Annotated in this window: 24 protein-coding genes; 8 read left to right on the top strand and 16 right to left on the bottom strand. The window is 57.3% G+C overall.

Annotated features, from left to right (window positions below):
* Positions 1 to 87: 87 nt before the first annotated feature.
* The 4 genes from G5380_RS03285 to G5380_RS03270 all read right to left on the bottom strand — a co-directional run bounded on the left by G5380_RS03285 (position 88) and on the right by G5380_RS03270 (position 2,471).
* Positions 88 to 267 carry a hypothetical protein gene (locus G5380_RS03285; RefSeq protein ID WP_421172327.1) on the bottom strand — a complete coding sequence of 60 codons (180 nt, stop codon included), beginning with the start codon at positions 265 to 267 and terminating at the stop codon, positions 88 to 90.
* A gap of 163 nt (positions 268 to 430) precedes the next feature.
* Positions 431 to 619, bottom strand: a complete 189-nt coding sequence (locus tag G5380_RS03280) for a DUF4250 domain-containing protein (protein ID WP_019445848.1) — start codon at positions 617 to 619, stop codon at positions 431 to 433.
* Between the two features lie 2 nt (positions 620 to 621).
* The gene (locus G5380_RS03275) at positions 622 to 1,086 is read right to left on the bottom strand and encodes a MarR family winged helix-turn-helix transcriptional regulator (protein WP_005336856.1); all 465 of its coding nucleotides are present in this window, start codon (positions 1,084 to 1,086) and stop codon (positions 622 to 624) included.
* Between the two features lie 170 nt (positions 1,087 to 1,256).
* Positions 1,257 to 2,471, bottom strand: a complete 1,215-nt coding sequence (locus G5380_RS03270) for a UPF0149 family protein (RefSeq protein ID WP_421172328.1) — start codon at positions 2,469 to 2,471, stop codon at positions 1,257 to 1,259.
* A gap of 231 nt (positions 2,472 to 2,702) precedes the next feature.
* On the opposite strand from G5380_RS03270, the gene G5380_RS03265 reads away from it, so the two are divergent.
* Together G5380_RS03265 and G5380_RS03260 are read left to right on the top strand one after the other, a co-directional pair.
* Positions 2,703 to 3,563, top strand: coding sequence for a CvfB family protein (locus tag G5380_RS03265; protein WP_005336853.1), 861 nt, complete (start codon positions 2,703 to 2,705; stop codon positions 3,561 to 3,563).
* A 1-nt stretch (position 3,564) separates the two neighbouring features.
* Positions 3,565 to 3,876, top strand: coding sequence for a DUF1289 domain-containing protein (locus tag G5380_RS03260; protein WP_108614012.1), 312 nt, complete (start codon positions 3,565 to 3,567; stop codon positions 3,874 to 3,876).
* Between the two features lie 55 nt (positions 3,877 to 3,931).
* Here the strand turns inward: G5380_RS03260 and G5380_RS03255 are convergent, their stop codons facing one another.
* Positions 3,932 to 4,255, bottom strand: a complete 324-nt coding sequence (locus tag G5380_RS03255) for an HI1450 family dsDNA-mimic protein (protein WP_005336851.1) — start codon at positions 4,253 to 4,255, stop codon at positions 3,932 to 3,934.
* A gap of 147 nt (positions 4,256 to 4,402) precedes the next feature.
* On the opposite strand from G5380_RS03255, the gene G5380_RS03250 reads away from it, so the two are divergent.
* Positions 4,403 to 4,531 (top strand): hypothetical protein, encoded by a 129-nt coding sequence (locus G5380_RS03250; protein ID WP_019445852.1) that lies wholly within the window; start codon positions 4,403 to 4,405, stop codon positions 4,529 to 4,531.
* 3 nt (positions 4,532 to 4,534) lie between these two features.
* Here G5380_RS03250 and mtgA read toward each other — a convergent pair whose 3' ends face one another.
* The 5 genes from mtgA to minC form a co-directional block, all read right to left on the bottom strand.
* A complete protein-coding gene (mtgA, locus tag G5380_RS03245; RefSeq protein ID WP_043820288.1) occupies positions 4,535 to 5,326 on the bottom strand; it encodes a monofunctional biosynthetic peptidoglycan transglycosylase in 792 nt (263 codons plus the stop codon).
* Positions 5,311 to 5,637, bottom strand: a complete 327-nt coding sequence (locus G5380_RS03240) for an HI1450 family dsDNA-mimic protein (protein WP_005352317.1) — start codon at positions 5,635 to 5,637, stop codon at positions 5,311 to 5,313. Before G5380_RS03240 ends, mtgA begins: the two co-directional genes overlap by 16 nt.
* Before the next feature lie 197 nt (positions 5,638 to 5,834).
* Positions 5,835 to 6,101 (bottom strand): cell division topological specificity factor MinE, encoded by a 267-nt coding sequence (minE, locus tag G5380_RS03235; protein ID WP_005336848.1) that lies wholly within the window; start codon positions 6,099 to 6,101, stop codon positions 5,835 to 5,837.
* Positions 6,102 to 6,103: 2 nt separating this feature from the next.
* On the bottom strand, positions 6,104 to 6,916 hold the full coding sequence (minD, locus tag G5380_RS03230) for a septum site-determining protein MinD (protein WP_005336847.1): 813 nt from the start codon (positions 6,914 to 6,916) through the stop codon (positions 6,104 to 6,106).
* Between the two features lie 18 nt (positions 6,917 to 6,934).
* Positions 6,935 to 7,654 (bottom strand): septum site-determining protein MinC, encoded by a 720-nt coding sequence (gene minC, locus G5380_RS03225; RefSeq protein ID WP_013723728.1) that lies wholly within the window; start codon positions 7,652 to 7,654, stop codon positions 6,935 to 6,937.
* A 107-nt stretch (positions 7,655 to 7,761) separates the two neighbouring features.
* On the opposite strand from minC, the gene G5380_RS03220 reads away from it, so the two are divergent.
* A complete protein-coding gene (locus G5380_RS03220; protein ID WP_005360946.1) occupies positions 7,762 to 8,040 on the top strand; it encodes a YcgL domain-containing protein in 279 nt (92 codons plus the stop codon).
* An 853-nt stretch (positions 8,041 to 8,893) separates the two neighbouring features.
* Here the strand turns inward: G5380_RS03220 and G5380_RS03215 are convergent.
* From G5380_RS03215 to G5380_RS03205, 3 genes are all read right to left on the bottom strand, one after another.
* Positions 8,894 to 10,264: an L-serine ammonia-lyase gene (locus G5380_RS03215; protein ID WP_005336844.1), complete on the bottom strand. Its 1,371-nt coding sequence runs from the start codon at positions 10,262 to 10,264 to the stop codon at positions 8,894 to 8,896.
* 275 nt (positions 10,265 to 10,539) lie between these two features.
* Entirely contained in the window at positions 10,540 to 11,925 is a 1,386-nt protein-coding gene (locus G5380_RS03210) for an L-serine ammonia-lyase (RefSeq protein ID WP_139443603.1), read from the bottom strand.
* 152 nt (positions 11,926 to 12,077) lie between these two features.
* Positions 12,078 to 12,362: a pyrimidine/purine nucleoside phosphorylase gene (locus G5380_RS03205; protein ID WP_042055930.1), complete on the bottom strand. Its 285-nt coding sequence runs from the start codon at positions 12,360 to 12,362 to the stop codon at positions 12,078 to 12,080.
* Between the two features lie 270 nt (positions 12,363 to 12,632).
* On the opposite strand from G5380_RS03205, the gene G5380_RS03200 reads away from it, so the two are divergent.
* The gene (locus G5380_RS03200) at positions 12,633 to 13,874 is read left to right on the top strand and encodes a dicarboxylate/amino acid:cation symporter (protein ID WP_005360943.1); all 1,242 of its coding nucleotides are present in this window, start codon (positions 12,633 to 12,635) and stop codon (positions 13,872 to 13,874) included.
* Positions 13,875 to 15,494: 1,620 nt separating this feature from the next.
* Here G5380_RS03200 and pfkA read toward each other — a convergent pair.
* The 3 genes from pfkA to elyC all read right to left on the bottom strand — a co-directional run bounded on the left by pfkA (position 15,495) and on the right by elyC (position 18,277).
* Positions 15,495 to 16,466: a 6-phosphofructokinase gene (gene pfkA, locus G5380_RS03195; RefSeq protein WP_005336840.1), complete on the bottom strand. Its 972-nt coding sequence runs from the start codon at positions 16,464 to 16,466 to the stop codon at positions 15,495 to 15,497.
* Between the two features lie 149 nt (positions 16,467 to 16,615).
* On the bottom strand, positions 16,616 to 17,371 hold the full coding sequence (gene tpiA, locus G5380_RS03190; protein WP_120414341.1) for a triose-phosphate isomerase: 756 nt from the start codon (positions 17,369 to 17,371) through the stop codon (positions 16,616 to 16,618).
* 135 nt (positions 17,372 to 17,506) lie between these two features.
* Positions 17,507 to 18,277, bottom strand: a complete 771-nt coding sequence (elyC, locus tag G5380_RS03185; protein WP_421352368.1) for an envelope biogenesis factor ElyC — start codon at positions 18,275 to 18,277, stop codon at positions 17,507 to 17,509.
* A gap of 101 nt (positions 18,278 to 18,378) precedes the next feature.
* Between elyC and cmoM the strand changes: the two genes are divergently transcribed.
* The 3 genes from cmoM (at position 18,379) to mukE (ending at position 21,293) form a co-directional block, all read left to right on the top strand.
* Positions 18,379 to 19,155 (top strand): tRNA uridine 5-oxyacetic acid(34) methyltransferase CmoM, encoded by a 777-nt coding sequence (gene cmoM / locus G5380_RS03180; RefSeq protein WP_421352367.1) that lies wholly within the window; start codon positions 18,379 to 18,381, stop codon positions 19,153 to 19,155.
* Positions 19,156 to 19,258: 103 nt separating this feature from the next.
* The gene (mukF, locus tag G5380_RS03175; protein WP_005345760.1) at positions 19,259 to 20,593 is read left to right on the top strand and encodes a chromosome partition protein MukF; all 1,335 of its coding nucleotides are present in this window, start codon (positions 19,259 to 19,261) and stop codon (positions 20,591 to 20,593) included.
* Positions 20,574 to 21,293, top strand: coding sequence for a chromosome partition protein MukE (mukE, locus tag G5380_RS03170; RefSeq protein WP_005345759.1), 720 nt, complete (start codon positions 20,574 to 20,576; stop codon positions 21,291 to 21,293). Before mukF ends, mukE begins: the two co-directional genes overlap by 20 nt.
* The last annotated feature ends 3 nt before the right edge of the window (positions 21,294 to 21,296 follow it).

The raw sequence follows: 21,296 nt of genomic DNA, 5'->3' as shown, positions 1-21,296 counted from the left end.
TTTTTTGGTTAGATATGATTGCGACAGACGTTGCTGCTACAGAGAGTATCGCGGCAAGTGGTCGGTATAGACGCTCTGGCGGAGTCACTACTCCATCATAAAGCGGCGACAACCACGTACCAGCAGCAATGCCACCATGACCAGCAGGCCAAGCAAGAGGGTGGTTAGCCACTGTTCGGTACTTTGCGGCAAGTAGGGTGTGAAGAGGCTGATCATCAACAGGGTACAGAGCGTGATCAACAGGCTCTGTCGGGTCATCAATATCATGGGGTCATCCTTGGTTTGCTCACCTGAAACGATTTTAATGCCCTCTTGTGACAGGGTGATGTATCCGTGCATCACCCTGTTGGGCCTCTTCAGACCATATCAGGTTTTTACCGCAGAGCCAGCGCCATCACTGGCGCTGTGATCCCGATCCCGCTAGCTCTCTTTATCTGAACTGTTTCTGCGCTGGCTGGTAGTGAAAATCGCCGCTGGCGAGCCGCGCTTCCAGTGCCGCCTGATCGATCTCCTGCGCTTTGCAGAGATCATCCAGATCGTCATAGCGATCTCGCAGCTGCATATTGACGACGCTCAGCAGCATGTTGATGTCCATGGTGGCGAACTTTTTCAAATCCATGATTATTTCTCCCGATCCAGTGATTGCAACTGCTCAATGGCGGCGCTGACGCTGTGCAGATGCTGGCGGATCGCCTCGCGGGATTCGCTAGGCAGATAGTCGGTCAGGGTATGTTGCCAGCTGCCCGCTTCACTCTTGAGCTGCAGGAAGAGGGCGAGCCCGGCATTGGTGAGGGAGACCAGGCTGATGCGTTTGTCCTGCTCGCTGCTCTCGGTAAAGATGATCCCTTTTTCGACCAGACGGCGGATCTCGCGGGAGATGCGCACCTTGTCCATGCCGCTCGCCTCGACCAGCTCTTTCTGGCTGATGGGGTAGTTGGGGCCGAGCACCATCATCAGGCGCCATTGCGGCACGGTCAGCTGGTAACGCTGTTCATAAAACTGTTCGAAGGTATCCCGTAGCATCTCGGCGGCATGTACCAACTGATAGGGCGGGTAGTGAGCGAGTAACGCTATGATTTTTGACATATTACACCCTGCTGTGACGGCTGCATCAGATGCAGTTTCTTTTGATACTTTGACATTGATGATACGAAACTCAAGCTGATTTGTCTGACCCGGTTGCGATGAAATGTGCGGTGGCGCACGCCCTCAAGGAAAAACCGGGTCTGACCGACGGGATTTTAAGCCAACGTTGTTCAGCCTTTACGCAACCAGATGAGGGCGTTCTGCTTGAGCCAAGCCTCGCGAGTGTGGATAGCGTAGAGCGCGGCCTCGTCGCGGCTGCCCGCTTGCCAGCTTTGTGGCTCCTGTTTGGGCAGCTTGCGCTGACCCAGCAGGCAGGCCGGAATGTGCGGGTTGGCCTCGATGGCGACCAGCAGATGGGGCTTGGCTGCCTCGGCACCCTCGGTAGCAAAGACCATCAGCGCCTTGTTATAGAGCAACCAGCTGGAGGCTTCATCGAAGCGCACCAGCAGGGCGGCCAACGCCTGCCAATCCCCTTGCAGTGCATAGAGGGTGGAGAGGTTGTAGCGGCAACCCAGCTCATCGGCCATGCAGATTGTCAGCAGCGCCAGATACTCCGCTTTGGCCTCGTCCAGCTTGCCAAGGCGCAAAAGGCAGTCGGCACGGCCGGCTCTGGCGGCCAGCAGAGGACGCAGCTCGGGGGCACTCCAGCCGTGGCCGGCGATTTGCTGCCAGAAGGCTTCATCAAAGAGTGGAGTGGCATCGGCGATGATCTTCTCGAACCAGCCTAGGCGGGCCTGATGATCGCGGCAGCTGTCGGCCAGCTCGAACCAGGTCTGCCACTGTTGGGCCTGCTCGCTATTGAGGGCCACATCAGCGCTGGGGGCGGCCTGATACTGGTCGAGGTTGAGCAACTGGTTGAGGGCGGTTTTCATGTTCTGGCGCTGGCGTTTGCAGAACTCGACAAAGGGGAGTTCGCTGGCGGCGGCGCTATAGAGCATCTGGGCCATCTGCTTGTCGCGAAACAGGCTCAGCTCGGCGGCCAGACTGAAGCGGTACTGGGTGGTCGGGTCGTTCAAATCCTTCGGCTTGGGCCAGGTGGCAAAACCCATGCTGAAGCCATAACACCATTGACCGAGTGGGTGGCTCTGTTCGAACACCTGCTCGGGGTTATCGCTGGGCAGGCGGCATTGACTCGGCAGGGCCAGCTGGGCGTCGTCGGCCTGGGATTCCAGCTCGGCGATCAGGTGGTTGAGGGCTTCTGCGCTTTTTTCATCCAACTCGGCATCCTGTTCCAGCAGACCAGCCAACGGGCGTTGCCAGTCAGGGCTTTCCGGCCCTACCAGACGAGCACAGAGAAAACCGTGCAGGGCCGGGTAGGTCATGTCCTGATCGCTGTGGCTCTGGATCCATTGATTAAGATGGCGGGTACGAGTGGATGGGTTCATCGACAGTTCCTCTGGATTTGAACAGCCGCGGAGTCTACCTAAAAGTGGGGTTATTTGCAGCAAATGGCCGCCTGTTTGGCGATTTAATCACCATTGGCGGATAAGGTAAGGGCGAAAGAGCGGCCAGTGGTGGCTTGGGGACTAGGCCGGATCACCGCTCTTGAGGTAACATGCGCGCCCATAGGGGCCATGTTCAGTTGGCCCATCCGGGTAATGAAAAAAGAGAGCACCATGATACAGATTGGCAAGATGAACACCCTCACCGTTGTTGAACTCGAAGACCGTGGCGCCTGGCTTGCGGCCGATGAGTACGGTGAACTGCTGCTGCCCAAGCGTCAACTGCCGGAAGGGGTGAAAGAGGGGGATAGCGTGCAGGTCTTCCTCTATCTGGATGCCGATTGCGAGCCGGTGATCACCACCGACAAGCCATTTGCCATGGTGGACGAATTTGCCGGTCTGAAAGTGGTCAATGCCAACAAGATTGGTGCTTTCCTCGACTGGGGCATGAAAAAGGATCTGTTTGTGCCCAGCCGTGAGCAGAACAAGCCGATGCAGGTGGGCCACGTCTATCTGGTGCGTCTGCAACTGGATAATGAAGGGCGCATGGTCGGCACCAGCCGCATCGAGCGTTTCCTGACCCCGGCCGGCAGCAACTTCAAGGTCGGTGACGAAGTGACCGCGCTGCCGGGGGAGCACTCGCCCCTTGGCATCAAGGTGATCGTCAACGGTCAGTATCCCGGCATGCTGTTCAAGAACGAGGTGTTTGGCCGGGTGATGACCGGTCGGCCGCAAACCGCTTGGGTCAAGCAGGTTCGCGAAGATGGCAAGCTGGATCTGACCCTGCAAAAGCCGGGTCTGGCGCGGGTTGATGATGCCGGTGAGCGCATTCTGAGCCGGATGAAAAAGCAGGGCGGCAGTCTGGCGGTGGGTGACAAGAGTGAACCCGAACTCATCTACAAGCTGTTCAGCATGAGCAAGGGCACCTTCAAGAAGGCGATCGGCGGCCTCTACAAGCAGGGCAAGATTGTCATCGAAGACAATGCCATCACTCTGGTGGCCACAGAGACCGACTCGGCAGTGGATAGCGAATAAGATGCCGAGCCCCTGTGTTGGCCTCTGCAAGGCGAAAGACGGGCTTTGCCTTGGTTGTGGCCGCACCCTGAGCGAGATCGGCCACTGGTCGGCGATGGATAGCAAGGCCCAGCTGGCGGTGATGGCCGAATTGGATGGCTCGAAAAGCACCCACCGCTGCCCGGGTTGTGGCGAACCGGCCTATTGCGCCGTTTCTGCCGGTCAGACCATTGCGCAGTGCTGGTGCAGCCAGTTGCCGGTACTGCCGATGCAGGAGGCCAGCGCTTGCTGGTGCCGCCGCTGTCTGGCCAAGGCCATCGCGGCGCAGGATTAGCAGAAAACTGAATTAAGTGAAAATAGAAACAAGAAAGGCGCCGATGGCGCCTTTTTTATGCCTGCTGCTGGCGATGCCAGCGCACATGCACTTGATCTTCGGTCAGCAGACGGGGCAGCAGGAAGGTGGCGAAGATCACCTCAAACTCATCCTGATGATCCAGCAAACCGACCCACACTTCGACCCAGCGCTCCATATCGACCGGTTCACCCAGCTCGGTCGACCAGTCGGCATTGGGCAGGGTCGCCTCCACGGCGCCACGCTGCTCAAACTCCAGGGTGATGTCGACTATTTGTTCGGGGGCCAGCATATCGGCGGCCTGCTCAAGAAACTGATCATAGGCCCATTCGACCAGCTGATCCGGGGTACGCTGTTCCATGAAATCACTCCAGATACATCGAGGTTCGTTACTGTAACAATTATTGGCTGTGGCGGCCAGACCAGTGCGCCGGGCGTGGCTGGCCTGTCCAAGTTGCCGTTGGGGGAGTATGGTTAAGGCGCGGATCAGCTGGCAGGGAGTAAGGGGATGAAGCAGCGGGGACGGCGGCAACAGATCAAGCGACGGCGCGAGGCCTGGTGGTGGCACTATCTGCCGCTTCACCGCGAAACGGTGGGCGGCCATCTGGGCCCACCGGAGAAACCCGATGAGCCCTGAGGATCAGTCGGCCTGATGCACCCGATTGAGGGTGATCTGGCCCAGTTGACCCATTTGACGGCGGATCCAGACCGAGCGCTTCTGCACATAGGGTGACGGGGGCTTGACCCGATAGCGCCACGGATTGGGCAGGGCGGCGGCCAGCAGGGATGACTCGTAGCGGGTCAAGCGGCTGGCCGGTTTGCCAAAGTAGGTGCGGGCGGCGGCTTCGGCGCCATAGATGCCGGGGCCGAACTCCACGATATTGAGATAGACCTCGAGAATGCGGGCCTTGTCCCAACCCAGCTCCATCAGCAGGGTAAACCAGGCCTCCAGCCCCTTGCGCAGGAAGCTGCGATCACTCCACATAAAGAGGTTCTTGGCGGTCTGCTGGCTGAGGGTACTGGCGCCGCGCACCCGTTCGCTGTGCTGGTTGTGCTTGAGGGCCGCGTTGATGGCATCCATGTCAAAGCCGTTGTGCTCGGCAAAGCGCTGATCCTCGGCGGCGATGACCGCCAGCTGCAGCTCCTTGGAGATGGACGCCAGATCTACCCATTCATGGCGCACCTGGGTGATCTTGGCGGGCGGAAACAGAGCCCGCTCGATACGCCAGCTCCACATCGGCGGATCGATAAAACGCAGCAAGGCGACCGAGCCGACCGAGCAGAGCAGCCCGGCCAGCGCGATCTTGCCTGCCCACCTCAACACCCGACGCCCAAGCGATGCAGATGGACGCTCAGGGGCCACAGAGTCAGGGACAGACTCCCACTGATAGTGGCTGGGATCATCGGGATCCGGAATTATTGGGGCAGCCATTCGATGTGGCAGAACTTCTCGTCAACACGGCGGGAGAGCAGCATGCGGGCAAACAGATGCTCATACTCTTGTTCTTCATTGCCAAGGCCAACCCAGATCTCGGCATAGTCGGTGTCGCTCACGGCAAAACCCACGTCCGCTTCCCAGTCATCGGCAGGGTCGGTTTCGGCCAGCAGGCCGCGATCGTTGAACTCCTGATTGAAGCGGGCGATCTCCTGCTCCGGCAGGTTGTCAGAGGCCAGCTCCATAAAGAGTTCGAGGGCGGTATCGAGCAGCTCCTCGACGCTGTGCATTTCGTCATTCATAGACATAAGCGGTCTGTTCCAGAAAAGAGAAAAAGGTGCCGGCGCAGATCACTGCCTGCGGGGCGGCGCTATTCTAGCGGTCGGCAGACCCCTTGGCGAGATGAGGCGAGCCGCTGTGGCCTGTTTTTGTGCCAATAAAAAACCGGATCCAGTGACAGGATCCGGTCTTCATTGGGGGAAGGGGTCACGCATAGGGCGTCAGCTCATCCCTTCTTGTCATCGGCGAAGGTGATGTTGAGCTCCAGTACCGACAGCTCATCACTCTTCTGATCCAGTTGGACGGTTATCTTCTCCGGATCAATGTTGACGTATTTGCGGATCACATCGAGGATGTCCTGTTTGAGCTGGGGCAGGTAATCCGGCCCCCCTCTGGATGAACGCTCGTGAGCAACAATGATCTGCAACCGCTCTTTGGCCAGTTGTGCGGTGTTCTGTTTCTTGTTGGAACGAAAATAATCCAATAATGACATGTTTAACTCCCGAACAGTCGGCTAAAGAAGCCCTTCTTCTCTTCTTCCAGAAAACGAAATTCCTTGGCATCGCCCAGCAGGCGGGACACCGCATCTTCGTAGGCCTGACCGGCATCGGACTCCTTGTCCAGAATAACCGGTTCGCCGGAGTTGGAGGCGCGCAGCACCGCCTGGGACTCCGGGATTACCCCGAGCAGCGGGATGGCCAGGATCTCCTGCACATCCTGCACGCTCAGCATGTCGCCGCGGTTGACGCGGGTCGGGCAGTAGCGGGTCAGCAGCAGGTGCTCCTTGATGGGGTCTTCGCCACGCTCGGCGCGGCGGGACTTGGAGGCCAGGATACCAAGGATGCGGTCGGAGTCGCGCACGGAAGAGACTTCCGGGTTGGTGGTGACGATCGCTTCGTCGGCAAAATAGAGTGCCATCAGTGCGCCCGCCTCGATCCCCGCCGGGGAGTCGCAGACGATGTAATCGAACTTCATCTCCGCCAGTTGATCCAGGATCTTCTCGACCCCCTCACGGGTGAGGGCATCTTTGTCCCGGGTCTGGGAGGCGGGCAGGATAAACAGATTTTCCGAGCGTTTGTCCTTGATCAGCGCCTGATTGAGGTTTGCTTCCCCGTTGATGACGTTGACGAAGTCATACACCACGCGCCGCTCGCAGCCCATGATGAGATCCAGGTTTCTCAGACCGATGTCAAAGTCAATGACCACTGTCTTGTGACCACGCTGGGCTAAGCCGGTGCTCAGGGCCGCACTGGTTGTGGTCTTGCCAACGCCACCTTTACCCGATGTAACGACTATGATTCGCGCCATTCTCGCTTCCTTGTAACTCTATTTGATACGGTCTATTCGGAGTTGTTCGTTGTCCAGCCGGACGTGTACCGGTTGCTGGATCAGGCCTGCCGGCAATGCATCGCTCAGCTGGAATGTGCCCGCGATGGAAAGCAGCTCGGCCTGTAATTGCTGGCAATAGATCCGGGCCTGGGTGTTGCCCCGGGCGCCGGCAATGGCTCTGCCACGCAGGGTGCCATAAATATGAATGCTGTCGTCGGCGAGCACTTCGGCTCCCGGACTGACGGACCCCAGCACCACCAGCGAGGTGCCGGCGGCGTAAATTTGCTGGCCGGAACGAACCGGTCCCACATGTACCTTGCTCGGGATCAAGGGGGCGGGTTCGGGCTCGGGAACCACCTCAGGGGCGGCTGGCGCGGGGGCAGGCTCGGGTTCCGGTTCGCTCTTGCGACTCTTGCCCGAGGCCATCACGGCCAGTCCCACAGCCTTGGCGGCTGTCTTCATCTCTTCACTGCGCGCACCCGTGATGCCGACCAGCACAAACTCTTCGGACTCCACCAGCTCCTTGAGCTGTTCGAAATCGGGAATATGTTCCAGTCGGGAAACATTGATCACCAGCGGCGCACAATTAAAAAAGTAGGGTGCCTGGGCCACTTTTTCGGCCAACAACTGACGTATCCGCTCAGGCTCGCCATCGCTGATATGCAACACAGAAATAGTGAAGGTGGTCCCTTTCAATTCGTTATCGCGCTCAACCATGAATCTTCCCCGAGGCAGAGATGCTAATCCGTTATTGTTATTCAATTCCTGATGTTATAGTTTGCCCCCATCAGAGGCAATAAACTCGTCGGATTATATCAATTTCCATGTTGTGTGCAGTCTATAAAAGTCGCAAAAAAGCCGAGACCTACCTTTTTGTTGAAAAAAGAGAGGATTTCTCCCGCGTTCCCGAGCCACTGCTGAGCGCATTCGGGCGTCCCGAGCTGGTGTTGATGACCAAGCTGGATCCGGCCAAGCCCTTGGGGCTGGCTGATGTCGGCAAGGTGATGGCCGCGCTGACCAACCAGGGGTTTTACCTGCAGGTGCCGCCGCCCCCCGAAAATTTGCTGGAGCAGCACAAGGCCAGCCTGAAAAAACCATCCTGAATATCCAGCCCCGTGGTGCGTTCTGCCCAGCGGGGCTAATTCTTTGTGACTCTGCATGACGCATTCCGGCCCCGGAGAGGTAGCTTGCGATAATCCCGTGACAGGATCTGGCCAAATTAAACCCTCCCTTTGGTGATATTCACTTTTCGCTGTTTAAATAGAAAGTCAATCTGCTCCCAACTCCATATCCTCAACCTTTGCTGGCGCTCACAAAAATAGCGAGTGGCGCACGCTCATATCCTCCATTTCAACGGCTATTGGCCCATTCATCGATTATTTTCAGCCTCTTCCTTGGGCGCTTTTGGCCTCCACTGCTCGATGCGTTTTACATCAAATAGGGAGTAAAGAGGGCGGTGATAACTGTACTAAAACCAGTTTGCGCGATGCGCTGTGGCCAAAATGATGAGCTAACCCCCTGTTTGTGTGCTTGATTGTTTGCCCTGATCACGAAAGTGCCACATAGGTGGAAATCAATGTGGCGGCGTGATATCCGCAGGGTGAGCGGTAACCGCATTTTGCCAGGCAAGGGTATGCCCAAAGGGGAGGGGATTGAGCTGAGGGGCCATCTCGATATCGATTAGTTGTGAAATCGTGGCTGGGGCAAGATAGCAGGTACAGGTTTCATGTAGGGGCGTAATGTCCCTTTCAATGCATTGAGAAGAGTGAATCAAGGCATGTTATTAGAGAGGTATTTAGATAAGGCAATCCGCATTGCGGTGGCGTAGCAGGGACATATCAGCGACGCCCTACAGTGAAATGGTCGGTATGCCGGTTTAAGTGCCCGGCATCCCATTCGGGCAATAAAAAAGGCGGGATATCCCGCCTTTGTTCAGATGAGGGTCGCAACCCCTATTTATTCGCAAGCAACCTGCATCACCTTGATGGCCAGACCACCACGGGAGGTTTCACGGTACTTGGAGTCCATGTCCTTGCCGGTGATGTACATGGTCTCGATCACCTTGTCCAGGGAGACGCGCGGCTTGGAGGTACGACGCAGGGCCATACGGGAGGCGTTTACTGCCTTCATGGCTGCGATGGCGTTACGCTCGATGCAGGGCACCTGTACCTGACCGGCAACCGGATCACAGGTCAGACCCAGGTTGTGTTCCATGCCGATCTCGGCAGCTTCGCAAACGTGCTCCGGGCTACCGCCCATCAGCTCGGTCAGACCGGCAGCGGCCATGGAGCAGGAGACACCCACTTCACCCTGACAGCCCACTTCGGCGCCGGAGATGGAGGCGTTCATCTTGTAGAGGATGCCGACTGCACCGGCAGCCAGATAGAAGCGGGTGTACTCGTCGCGGCCAACCGGCTGGATGAACTTGTCGTAGTAGGCCAGTACGGCCGGGATGATACCGGCAGCGCCGTTGGTCGGGGCTGTGACCACGCGGCCACCGGCTGCGTTCTCTTCACTCACGGCCAGAGCGAACATGTTGACCCAGTCAACGATGTTCATCGGGTCGCTCGAGAGGTTCTCGTTGGTGTTGAGCTGACGGTAGAGCGGTGCGGCACGACGGGGTACGCGCAGCGGGCCGGAGAGAACACCTTCGGTACGGCAGCCGCGCTCGATACCTTCACGCATGGTGTTCCAGATCTTGCCGAACTTCTTGTAGATCTCTTCCGGAGTGTTGAAGCACTTCTCGTTTTCCATCATCAGGGCAGAGATGGAGAGACCGGTCTGGCTGCAATGGGCAACCAGCTCGGCGGCGCTCTTGAACGGATAGCGTACGGACATGTCGCCGCTGTCAGCCTTGCCGAAGTTCTCTTCGTCAACGATGAAACCGCCACCGATGGAGTAGTAGGTCTTGCTGTAAACCACTTCATCTTCGATCAGAGCAGTCAGCTTCATGCCGTTTTCGTGCAGTGGCAGGGCTTCGTCGTGGAATACCATGGCGTCACGCGGGAAGCTGACGGTGTGGCAGTGCAGGCCGATCGGCAGGCGCTCGGTCTGCTCAACACGGGAGATAAACTCGGGGATGGCATCGATATCGACATTTTCCGGCAGGTTGCCAGCCAGGCCCATGATGATGGCAGTGTCGGTATGGTGGCCTTTGCCAGTCCAGGAGAGGGAGCCGTAGACATCGACATTGATCCGGGTTACATCGCGGATCTTGCCGCCCGCGCGCAGCTCGTCAACAAACTGTTTGGCCGCTTTCATCGGGCCAACAGTGTGGGAAGAAGAGGGGCCTACACCGATTTTGAAGATATCAAAAACGCTGATCATGTCACTATTACCTCAGGGTAGAAGGGGGCGGCATGCCCACTCACAGAAATTTGGGAGATCCATGGAGCGCGCTTGTCAGCGCAGGTCACAGAACCAGATAACCGTAGTGTAACGGCTCCAGACCTAAAAAAAGTTGAAATAGATCTATTTTTGTTGAATCTGAGGCGCGAGTATAAAATTTATTTTTGTGCTTATCCATTTTGTTAAGCGTTTGCCCATAAAAATACCCGGCGATGCCGGGCATTTCGGAACCAAATGGAGTCATTTGCCGTTTTTTAACATTCGGTAATGTTAACGGCGAGGCCGCCACGGGCCGTCTCCTTGTATTTGGTCTTCATGTCGTTGCCGGTCTCCCACATGGTCTTGATCACCTTGTCGAGCGACACCTTGTGCTCGCCGGTGCCGCGCAGGGCGAGGCGGGCGGCATTGATCGCCTTGACCGCACCCATGGCGTTGCGCTCGATGCAGGGCACCTGCACCAGTCCGCCTATGGGATCGCAGGTGAGGCCGAGATTGTGCTCCATGCCTATTTCGGCGGCGTTCTCCACCATGGCCGGACTACCCCCCAGCAGTTCGGTCAGCGCGCCAGCCGCCATGGAACAGGCGACTCCCACTTCTCCCTGGCAACCCACTTCGGCCCCGGAGAGGGAGGCGTTCTTCTTATATAAGATGCCGATGGCAGCCGCGGTGAGGAAGTAGCGGATCAGCGTCTCGTCATCCACCTTGTGCACGAAGCGATCGTAGTAGTGCAGCACGGCGGGGATGATGCCCGCAGCGCCATTGGTGGGGGCGGTCACCACCCGGCCACCGGCGGCGTTCTCTTCGTTGACCGCCAGCGCAAAGAGATCGACCCACTCCATCACCATCAGCGGATCCTTGTTGAAGTTGGTCTCGCAGCTTAGCTGGCGGAACAGCCCCGGGGCGCGGCGCCGAACCTTGAGGCCGCCCGGCAGCACCCCTTCGCTTTTGCAGCCTCGCTCGACGCAGCCCTGCATCGCCTGCCAGATCTTGCGCAGCCCCGCTTTTATCTGCTCATCGCTGCGAAAGACCCGCTCGTTGGCCAGGATCAGCCCCGAGATGGAGAGGCCGCTCTCCTGACAGTGGGCCAGCAACTGGGCGCCGCTGTCGAACGGGTAGGGGACTGGGTGTTCGGCATCGGACTTGGCAGCCTCTTCTTTGGCCGTGGCAAAGTGGCTCTCTTCAATGATGAAGCCGCCCCCGATGGAGTAGTAGGTCTGGCTGAAGCGCAGGTTTTCCTCTTTATCAAAGGCCCGCAGAGTCATGCCATTGGTGTGGGCCGGCAGGGTTTTGCGGCGGTTGAAGATGATGGCACCGGTGCGGGGAAAATGGCTTGGTTGCTCGCCTGCCAGCGGCAGGCTCTGTTCCTTTTCCACTCGAGCCAGAATGGCGGGAATCGCATCGATATCGACTGATTCCGGTTCAAAGCCCGACAACCCCAGAATGATCGCCTTGCCGGTGCCGTGCCCTTTGCCGGTCTGGCCCAGCGAGCCGTAACACTCCACTTCGACCCGCGTGACCTGTGGCAGATGCCCTTGCAGCTTGAGCTGCTGGACGAAGGCATAAGAGGCACGCATGGGGCCGACGGTATGGGAAGAGGAGGGGCCAATTCCGATGGAAAACAGGTCAAACACGCTGATCATGACATCAATCCGGTGATGGTTTATGTCTGTTTATTCTAGGATTTTTGCCATGGATAGGAAGCGGGGATGTGCGGTGCTGTGACATGGACACAGATAATGGGGCTGGGGGGACCAAGAAAGTTGAAGGGGCTGATCCCCTTCAACCGGCCTGATCAGTCGAGAAATTCGCACAGGTAGGCGGTGGGGGTTTTCACTTCCAGTTTGAAGGAGGAGTGACCGGCCACCAGAAAGGATTCACCCTGGTTGTAGGTGTGCCACTCATCTTCATCAGCCAGCTGGATGGTGAGGGCGCCCTTGATCACTGTCATCCGTTCGGGGGCGGCAGTGTTGAACAGGTAGTCACCGGCGTTCATCACCCCGACGGTTGATTTCTCGCCTTTTTGTTCGAAACCGATGGATTTTACATTTCCGTCGAAATACTCGTTAACTTTCAGCATCTTTACATCCCTGTGTGTACGTTTGTGCAGCCAAACTAGCACAATCTTTTGCCAGTTGTCATGGGGGATGAGGTAAAAATCGCCGAGACCGCTTTGAATCTTCACTTTTTCGCAAACTTATTAATAGCCAAGGTTAATGATTTGCTGATTTAAAACAGCAATTAAATGTGAGATAACACGCGCAAACAGGGGAATGGGCAGCCGCTCATTCCCCTGTTTGGTTAATTGCACTGGGAAAAGTGTGAATTTTGCTACATAAAGGAACATATTGTGTTAACTAAAGGACTCATTAAAAACATCGGCTTCCAGGTTGTGGTCGCCATGGTGCTGGGCGCAGTGGTCGGCGCGTTCATGGGTGAACAAGCCACCGTGTTTGCACCGCTCGGTACCCTGTTTATCCAGCTGATCAAGATGCTGGTGATCCCGCTGGTGGCGGTTGCCATCCTCTCCGGCGCCGCCAATCTGGGCGCCAGCCCGGCTGCGGGCAAGATCGGGGCAGCGACGCTGGCCTTCTTCCTCGTGACCTCCGCGTTGGCCGTGTTGCTGGCGCTGGTGATGGGGCAGATCTTCAAGCCGGGTGTCGGGGTCGATTTCGCTTCCGTTGCCTCCATGTTTGGCGGTGACTACGCCGATAAAGGGGCGCTGCCGGATGCTGTCGCCACCCTGCTTGGCATGATCCCCACCAACGTCTTCAACTCCCTCAACGAAGCGAACATCCTGCAGATCCTGGTGTTCTGCATGTTCCTCGGCATTGCGCTGGCCAAACAGCCGCGCGAGCGGGCCAAGCCACTGGTCGATGGGCTCAATACTCTGGTGGATGCCTTCGTCTGGATGATTAACAAGGTGATGATCATCGCACCGCTCGGGGTGTTCGGTCTGATGGCGGAAGCCATCGGTACCTATGGCTTCGACGTGCTGACCCTTGTACTCAAGCTGTTCGTGGTTTATGTGGCAGCCATCCTCATCTTCGGCTTCGTGGTCTATCCGCTGCTGGTGATGATGTTCTCCAACACGCCGGTGATGAAGTACCTCTCTGCCATGAAGAAGCCTCAGATCGTGGCCTTCTCCACCGCCTCTTCCATGGCGACCCTGCCGGTCAATATGGAGACCTGCGAGCATGATCTGAAAGTGACCAACGCGACCGCCTCCTTCGTGTTGCCGCTGGGTGCCACTATCAACATGAGCGGCAACGCCATCTATTACGGTCTGGTTGCCATCTTCTTCGCGCAGGTTTACAACATCGATCTGAGCGTCGGTGCCTGGGCGGCCATCATTGTGACCTCCACTCTGGGGGCGATCGGTCAGGCCGGTGTGCCGGGCCCAAGCTTCCTGGTGGTTGCCGTGCTGCTGGCGGCCGGGATCCCCATCGAAGGGCTGCCGCTGTTGTTCGCGCTGGATCGACTGTTCGACATGATCCGCACCTCCCTCAATATCACCGGCGATGCGGCCTGTGCTGTCATTGTTGACCGCTTCAGCCCGGAATATGACCCAGAGCGCTGGAACAAGGCATAACTGCTTTGAGCTGGACTGAGATATAACAGCCCTAAGCTGACACTGCGTAACGCTAGCCCCTGCCATGATGGCGGGGGCTTTTTTATATCTGCCGGACAAGTATCAGAGCAAAGGTGTGCACAAGAGATTGCTGACGGATTTAGCTGTGTTGAATGGAGAGTACAGGAGGAGAAAACATCAGTTGTGGGCATGGGCCGTGTGGCGTCAACCGGCCTGTTGTGGATGCCTGGGTAGGGGATTGTCAAACGACGGGTAACAAAAAGGGGAGCCTTGCTCCCCTCGGATATGATCTGCTGCTGGTTCTACTCCATCAGGCCATATGGTTAAACCATCCTGGTTACACCCTTGTGGCGAAAGAAACAGCGTCAACGTGATGAAATCATATCTATGTTGACCATCTCGGCATTATTACTGAAAAGCGCCAGTTGGTGGCGATTAAACAGACATGGCAAAGAGGGTCGGTCCGGATTGATGCCTCTCTATCCGGCTCAGAACTGTGACAGTGAGGGCAGAGAGACAGCAACCAGGGTGAAAAACACCGTGAAAACGGCAGTAACGACAAACTCTTTCATTTTTCTCTCCCTAAGTTGTTGGTTGATGTAGTCAAGATACCATAACAAGGGGGTAAAACAAGGTGTAAATTGATAAAATGGCCACTTTATGTTTTTGGTTGGTTGAGATGGCTGTTTTTGTCATATTGAGCTGATTTTATCACCTCATCTTGCGGGGTTAGCATTCAAGATTCTGTTTTTATGATTATTTCATTTAAATTCAATTGGTTGGTGAGCTGCTGGTTGGCTTGATGATGGGTTTTGTATGGAGCCTTGGTGGCTTTTTATAAGTTTTCACCCTTGCAATAGTGTCATTGAAGCCATAAAAAGTGTGTAAGGCCATGCTTTGACGATTCCTGACGTAGATAGCCCATCCAAAAGAAGTCTATGGAGACAATCTGGTCGCCAGCCCTTGTCGTACCATCACTTTATCAGTCCGGAGTCTCCGCATTTTTACAGCAATAGACTGGGTTCATAGGGAGGAGAGCGGTGCATCGGGGGGATACAGAGTGGCAGCTGGCTGTTTTATCACCGCCAATTTTCCCGTCGGCCTCGGAATAGACATGATCGCAGCAAGAGTGAGGTGCGCAATAGGCCAGAGGCGTACTCTCTGGCTGGGCTGGGCTGGGCTGGGCTGGGCTGGGCGCGAGTAGCGATTTGCGTAGCCGGTGCATCTGCGTGAGTCATGTGAGTGCAATACGAGAACTGCGCCGGAGCATGGTTGGGGAAGATATCTGAATCCCTTCTACAAGATTGAGATATAAAAAGCGGCGTATGACGAGGAGGCTGAACAAGCTCGTTTCAGGGTCGACAGAGCACAGGTCAACGCAATCCGGTTCGCAGTAATAAAACATATCCACGACGATACCGGAACTCTGTTCGTAGGCTGATGCCGGTTGGTGTGAGGAGGGGAAGGTTAGTAATCTGTCCGATGGCGCAAGGCTTGGGGATCAGGCAACCCTTATGGTGATGGCCACACAGCGTGCCGATGCCCCCGTTTTTGTAAAATATTAAAAAACCCTCCGATGGAGGGTTTTTGTCATCAACAGCCGGTAAAAAGCCGCGAGATTTAGAACAGGGTGGTGGAGAGGTTGTAAAGCTCCTGATCGAACGGACGCTTCATGTTTTCGATGCAGTCGATGATGTCGTGGTGTACCAGCTCGTTGCGCTGGATACCGACGCAGCGACCACCGTGACCAGCCAGCAGCTGCTCAACGGCATAGGCACCCATACGGCTGGACATGATGCGGTCACGGGCAGTCGGGGCACCGCCACGCTGGATGTGGCCCAGGATGGTGGCGCGGGTTTCACGACCGGTCAGGGCTTCGATGTCTTTAGCCAGTGCGTTCACGTCGGTAACGTGCTCGCAGATGGTGATGATGGCGTGCTTCTTGCCCTTGGCTTCGCCTTCCTTGATCTGCTTGAGCAGCTTCTCTTTGTCGAAGGCTACTTCCGGCACGATCACATACTCGGCACCACCGGCAACGGCGGCAGACATGGCCAGATCGCCACAGTGGCGGCCCATGATCTCGACCACGGAGATACGGTGGTGGGAGCTGCAGGTGTCACGCAGACGGTCGATGGCGTCAACCACCACGTTCAGAGCGGTATCAAAACCGATGGTGAAGTCGGTACCGGCGATATCGTTGTCGATGGTGCCCGGCAGGCCGATGCAGGGGAAACCCTCTTCGGTCAGCTTCTTGGCACCCATGTAGGAGCCGTCACCACCGATGACGACCAGCGCATCGATACCGTGCTTTTTCAGGTTTTCGATCGCTTCGGCGCGCACTGCGGGGTCTTTGAAAGCAGGGAAACGGGCGGAGCCGAGGAAAGTACCACCACGGTTCACCACGTCGGAGACGCTGTGACGCTCCAGCTTGACGATGCGATCCTGGTGCAGACCGAGGTAGCCATCATAAATACCGTAAACTTCCAGGCCATGATGCAAACCGGCGCGAACCACGGCGCGAATGGCTGCGTTCATACCGGGTGCGTCGCCACCACTGGTCAAAACACCAATACGTTTGATTTGTTTGGTCATGAGTGCCTCTGGATCTGAGTTGTCAAATACGAATGTTTAAATAGACAAGCCACTTTTACTATATCGGCTTTCATATGGGATGCGGGGGCCACCATAGGAAAAGCGATACAAGAGAGGGGACGAGCCCCCCTCTTTGCCGTAATCAGCGATTACTTGGCAGCGCCAGCGATGATCTGGGAGAAGTCGTCCACTTTCAGGGACGCACCACCGACCAGGCCACCGTCGATGTCCGGCTGACCGAACAGGTCGGCTGCAGTGGCGCCAGTGACGGAACCGCCGTACAGGATCTGTACTTTGGCAGCAACGGCGGCATCAAAACCGGCCAGGTACTGACGGATGTGAGCGTGAACGGACTGAGCGATCTCCGGAGTGGCAGTCTTGCCAGTACCGATGGCCCATACCGGCTCGTAAGCGATAACGGCGTTGTTGAAGGAGGCGATGCCGCAACGGTCGATAACAGCTTTCAGCTGGGTCTCAACCACGTTCTTGGTCACGCCGGCTTCGAACTGCTCCAGAGTTTCACCGATGCACAGAACCGGGATCAGGCCGCCTTTCTGGATCGCTTCGTACTTGGCAGCAACCACGTCGTCACTCTCTGCGTGCAGGGTACGACGCTCGCTGTGGCCGACCAGAGAGTAGGTGCAACCAAAAGCTTTCAGCATGGAGGGGGCGTTTTCGCCGGTGAAGGCACCAGACTCGTGAACGTCAGCGTTCTGGGCACCGTAGGCAATCTTGCTGCCAGCGGTCAGTTGCTCAACCAGACCCAAAAAGATAACCGGCGGGCAGACGGCGACTTGTACAGAAGGATGAGCGGCAGCAGCCGGGGTCAGTCCTTTGATCAGAGCTTCTACAGAAGCCTTGGTGCCGTTCAGTTTCCAGTTACCCATTACCAGGTGCTGTCTCATCTTGTATATCTCCTAGGCATTTGATTGCGCGACATTATATGAATTGAACCGAGCCCAAGATAGCTGACCCGGCGGCAAATGACGTAATTTTTTTTCGCTTTCCTGATCCAAATCAGGAATGAAACGCTTGATCGCTCATTCGTTAACCTGCCCCCGCAAGCGAGCCCACCATACCCCAATCCATTCGTGGATGGCAGCTTCGGAATACATCAGATAACGTCCTTTGGGTAAAAAACTGTAGAGCGGCTGGGGTACCTGGCTCTGCTTGGCGGTGTAATCGGTGGGGGCCGGCACGGCCTTGAGTCCCTGACCCTGATAGAGGGCCATGGCACGTGGCAAATGAGTGGCCGAACTGACCAGCGCCACCTCTTTTCCTTTCAGATGGCGGCTGATACTGACCGCTTCATCATGAGTGTCTTTGTTGTTTTCAAACAACGTCATTCGCGCGCGGGGAATGCCAAGGCTCTCGGCCATCCGGGCATTGACCTCGGCATTGGAGAGGGTATCCCCCGACACATAACCGGAGAACACCAGCTCGGCGTCGGGATAGGCCTGGGCAAGGCGAACCCCCTCTAGAGTCCGTGCCAGGGCGATATTGTTTTGCCAGGAGCGCTCGGGCACCGCCGGGTCACTGACATGGCCGTTGCCGAGCACTACTATGGCATCGATGTTGGGATGCTGGCTCACCTCGAACGGCGGGAAGGTCTGCTCCAGCCCGCGGGCCAGTTCATAGCTCACCGGCCGCATCCCCATCAGGGCCACAATGAGCAGCGAGAGGGTGGCCAGCAGCTTGCCGGTTTTCTGAAAACGGGTGAACCAGAGCAGCAGCAGGGAGACCAGTAGCAGGGAGAGGGAGAAGGGGAGCGGCATCAACAGCTGACCCAGCCACTTTTTAATCACAAACACGACAGACACTTCCTTGAGTTTTCAGCAAATTCGGGATGTGACAGAATACCTCTCTTTTTTGGGATGGCCACAACCCTGTGGCGCTAATGTTGAGTTTCTCCTTGAAGCACGATCAGAGTTTTGACGGGCGCGCCGACAAGTTCGCCCGCAACATTTACGACTCCACCAAGGGGCGCATCCGCACCACCATTGTCTGGAGCGACATCGAAGCCTGCCTGGCCCGCCTTGGCAACCGACCGCTGCGCATCCTCGATGCGGGGGGCGGTTTTGGCTATTTCGCCCAGAAGCTGGCGGCCATGGGCCATCAGGTGGAGCTGTGCGATCTGTCAGCAGAAATGCTGGAACTGGCCCGCAGCCAGATCGCCGAGAAGGGGCTGGAAGACAAAATCCGTCTCATCCATTGCCCCATTCAGGATCTGAAGCAACACGTGACCGGTACCTTTGATCTGGTGCTCTGCCATGCGGTGCTGGAGTGGCTTGCCGAGCCGCGCCAGACCTTGCTGGGTCTGTTCCCTTTCGTCAATGCCGGGGGCATACTGTCGCTGCTTTTCTACAACCGTCATGGTTTGCTGTTCCAGAGCCTGGTGGTGGGCAATTTTGACTATGTGCGCCTTGGCCTTCGCAAGAAGCGCCAGACAGCGCTTACGCCCACCAACCCCCAGTTGCCGGAGCAGGTCTATGACTGGATTGGTCGCGGGGGGCTGCGCATCATCGGCAAGACGGGGGTGCGGGTGATCCACGACTATATGCGTCAAAAGCAGGATCAGGTGGAGAAGTTCGACGATCTGCTGGCCATGGAGCAGCAATATTGCCGTCAGGAGCCTTTTGTCGCCCTCGGCCGCTATATCCATGTGATGGCCCAGAAGCCGGCCAGCTGACTGCTCGCGGTTCACGTCAATAATGTGAACCATGTTTTCGATGCTACCGGATGTAGCCGCGCGCACGATTTTGCGCCCAATACAACAACGAGATGACAACATCATGATGAGTACATCCCGTACCCTGCCAGAGCGTTCTTTGCCGGAGCTAGTAGGGTGGGTCAGGCAGGAGGGGTTGGCGTTGAGCCTGCCGACCGACCGGCTGGCCTTTCTGATTGCAATCAAGACCCTGTCCGAAGATGAGTCGGACCTGTCGGAAGCAGCGCTGCACGATGCCTTTGGCTATGTCAGCAGCGCTTTCGGCCAGATGGACGAGACCCTCACCGGTCGCGCCAACAACGCCATCAACGATCTCATTCGCCAGCAGCTGCTGTCGCGTTTCAACACCGACATGGTGGCGGGGGAGAGCCTCTACCGCCTGTCTCGCCTTGGCGTGAGCATCGTCGACTTCTTTATGGATCAGCGTCAGGTTGACTCCATCAAGCTCTCAATTCTGCTCGAACACCTGGCTGCCGAGCTCGACACAGCCCGCAAGGCGGCGCTTGAAACCAACACCCGCGAGCAGTGGGATGCCGAGGTGCTGCCGCGCCTTACCTTCTCGCTGGAAGAGACCCTGGGACGTATCGATCTCACCCAGCGCGCCATGGATGAGCAGCAGAATCAGGTCAAAAGCGAAATCGCGGCCCTGCTGACCCAGAACTGGGTCGATGCCATTCACAGCTGCGAAAAGCTGCTGCACGAGACCGGCCAGACCCTGCGCGAGCTGCAGGATACCCTGGACGCTGCCGGCCACCGCCTGCAGGCGGGGCTGCTCAACATTCAGGAAGCGGCGCAGGGGCGCGACGATCTGTTCCACGTCGAGGAGCTGACTCACGCCTTGCAAGGTCGTCTTGACGTCATCACCAGCTGGGGTCAGCAGTGCATCGAGCTCTGGTCCCGCTACGACAGGCACGTCCACAAATTTATCCGCAACGCCATCGACATGGACAAGAACCGCGCCTTCAGCCAGCGGCTGCGCGAGTCCATCCGCAATTTCGAGCAGCACAACTGGCAGCTGCGGGTGGCCGAAGAGCCCCGTCTGCTGGAGCTGCGCGACGAAACCATCGCCATCCACGACGAGGAGGTGACCGGTGAGGTGCCCCTCGAGATGGAGTACGTCGAGATGGTGGATATCAACCAGGAGCTGGCCGAGCGCATAGAGCGCTATCTGGCCCGCTACCCCGAGCAGGGGCAGCAGCTGGATCTAGCCGACGTGCTGCGGGAATACCTGCTGGATTACCCGGCTCATGCCCACTTCGATGTGGCGCGTCTTCTGATCGACCAGGCCGTGCGCCTGGGCCATGCCAGCGGCGAGCGCGAACTGCATCGCCAACCCGCATGGAAACCCATTAACCAAGCTGGATCCAAGGTTCAGGCCTATGTCATTGATCAATACTGAGTTTCCCTTGCCGCTGCGGCTAGCAGAGGCGATTGCCAACCCCTTGTTTCCGCGCATCGACACAGCCTTGCGCTCCGGTCGCCATATCAGTGCCGACGAGTTCGAGCAGCATTCGGCGCTGGTCGAATATCACAGCGAGCTGGAGATCTTCTACGGCCGCTATCAGGTGGAGCTGATCAAGGCGCCGGAAGGCTTCTTCTACCTGCGCCCGCGCCCGAGCTCCGACATCGGCACTACTGTGCTCTCCGAGCTCGATATGCTGGTGGGCAAGGTGCTCTGCTACCTCTACCTGAGCCCGGATCGTCTCGCCTCGGAAGGGGTATTCGCCATGGCCGAGCTGCAAGAAGAGGTGCTGAGCCTCGCCGACGAGAAGCAGCTGCTGCGGATGGTCAACAGCCGCTCCGGCGGTACCGATCTCGACAAGAAGAAGTTGCTCGAAAAGATCCGTACCTCCATGCGCCGCCTGCGCCGTCTTGGCATGATCACCGCCCTTGGCAACGGGGATAAATTCCGGGTTAACGAATCGGTGTTCCGTTTCGCCGCCGACGTGCGCTCCGATGAAGATCCGCGCGCCGTCCAGCTGCGGATGATCCAGGAGGGTGAAGCCATCTTCCACGACGACGAAATGCCGAGCAGCGACTCGCTCTTTGATGACATCGAGGCGGATCTCGATGAAGAACAACTGGATCTGGAGGTATAACCG

The organism is Aeromonas sp. 604443, assembly GCF_049170315.1.
Classification (GTDB): domain Bacteria; phylum Pseudomonadota; class Gammaproteobacteria; order Enterobacterales; family Aeromonadaceae; genus Aeromonas; species Aeromonas veronii_A.
This window is presented reverse-complemented; position numbering and strand designations above follow the sequence as displayed.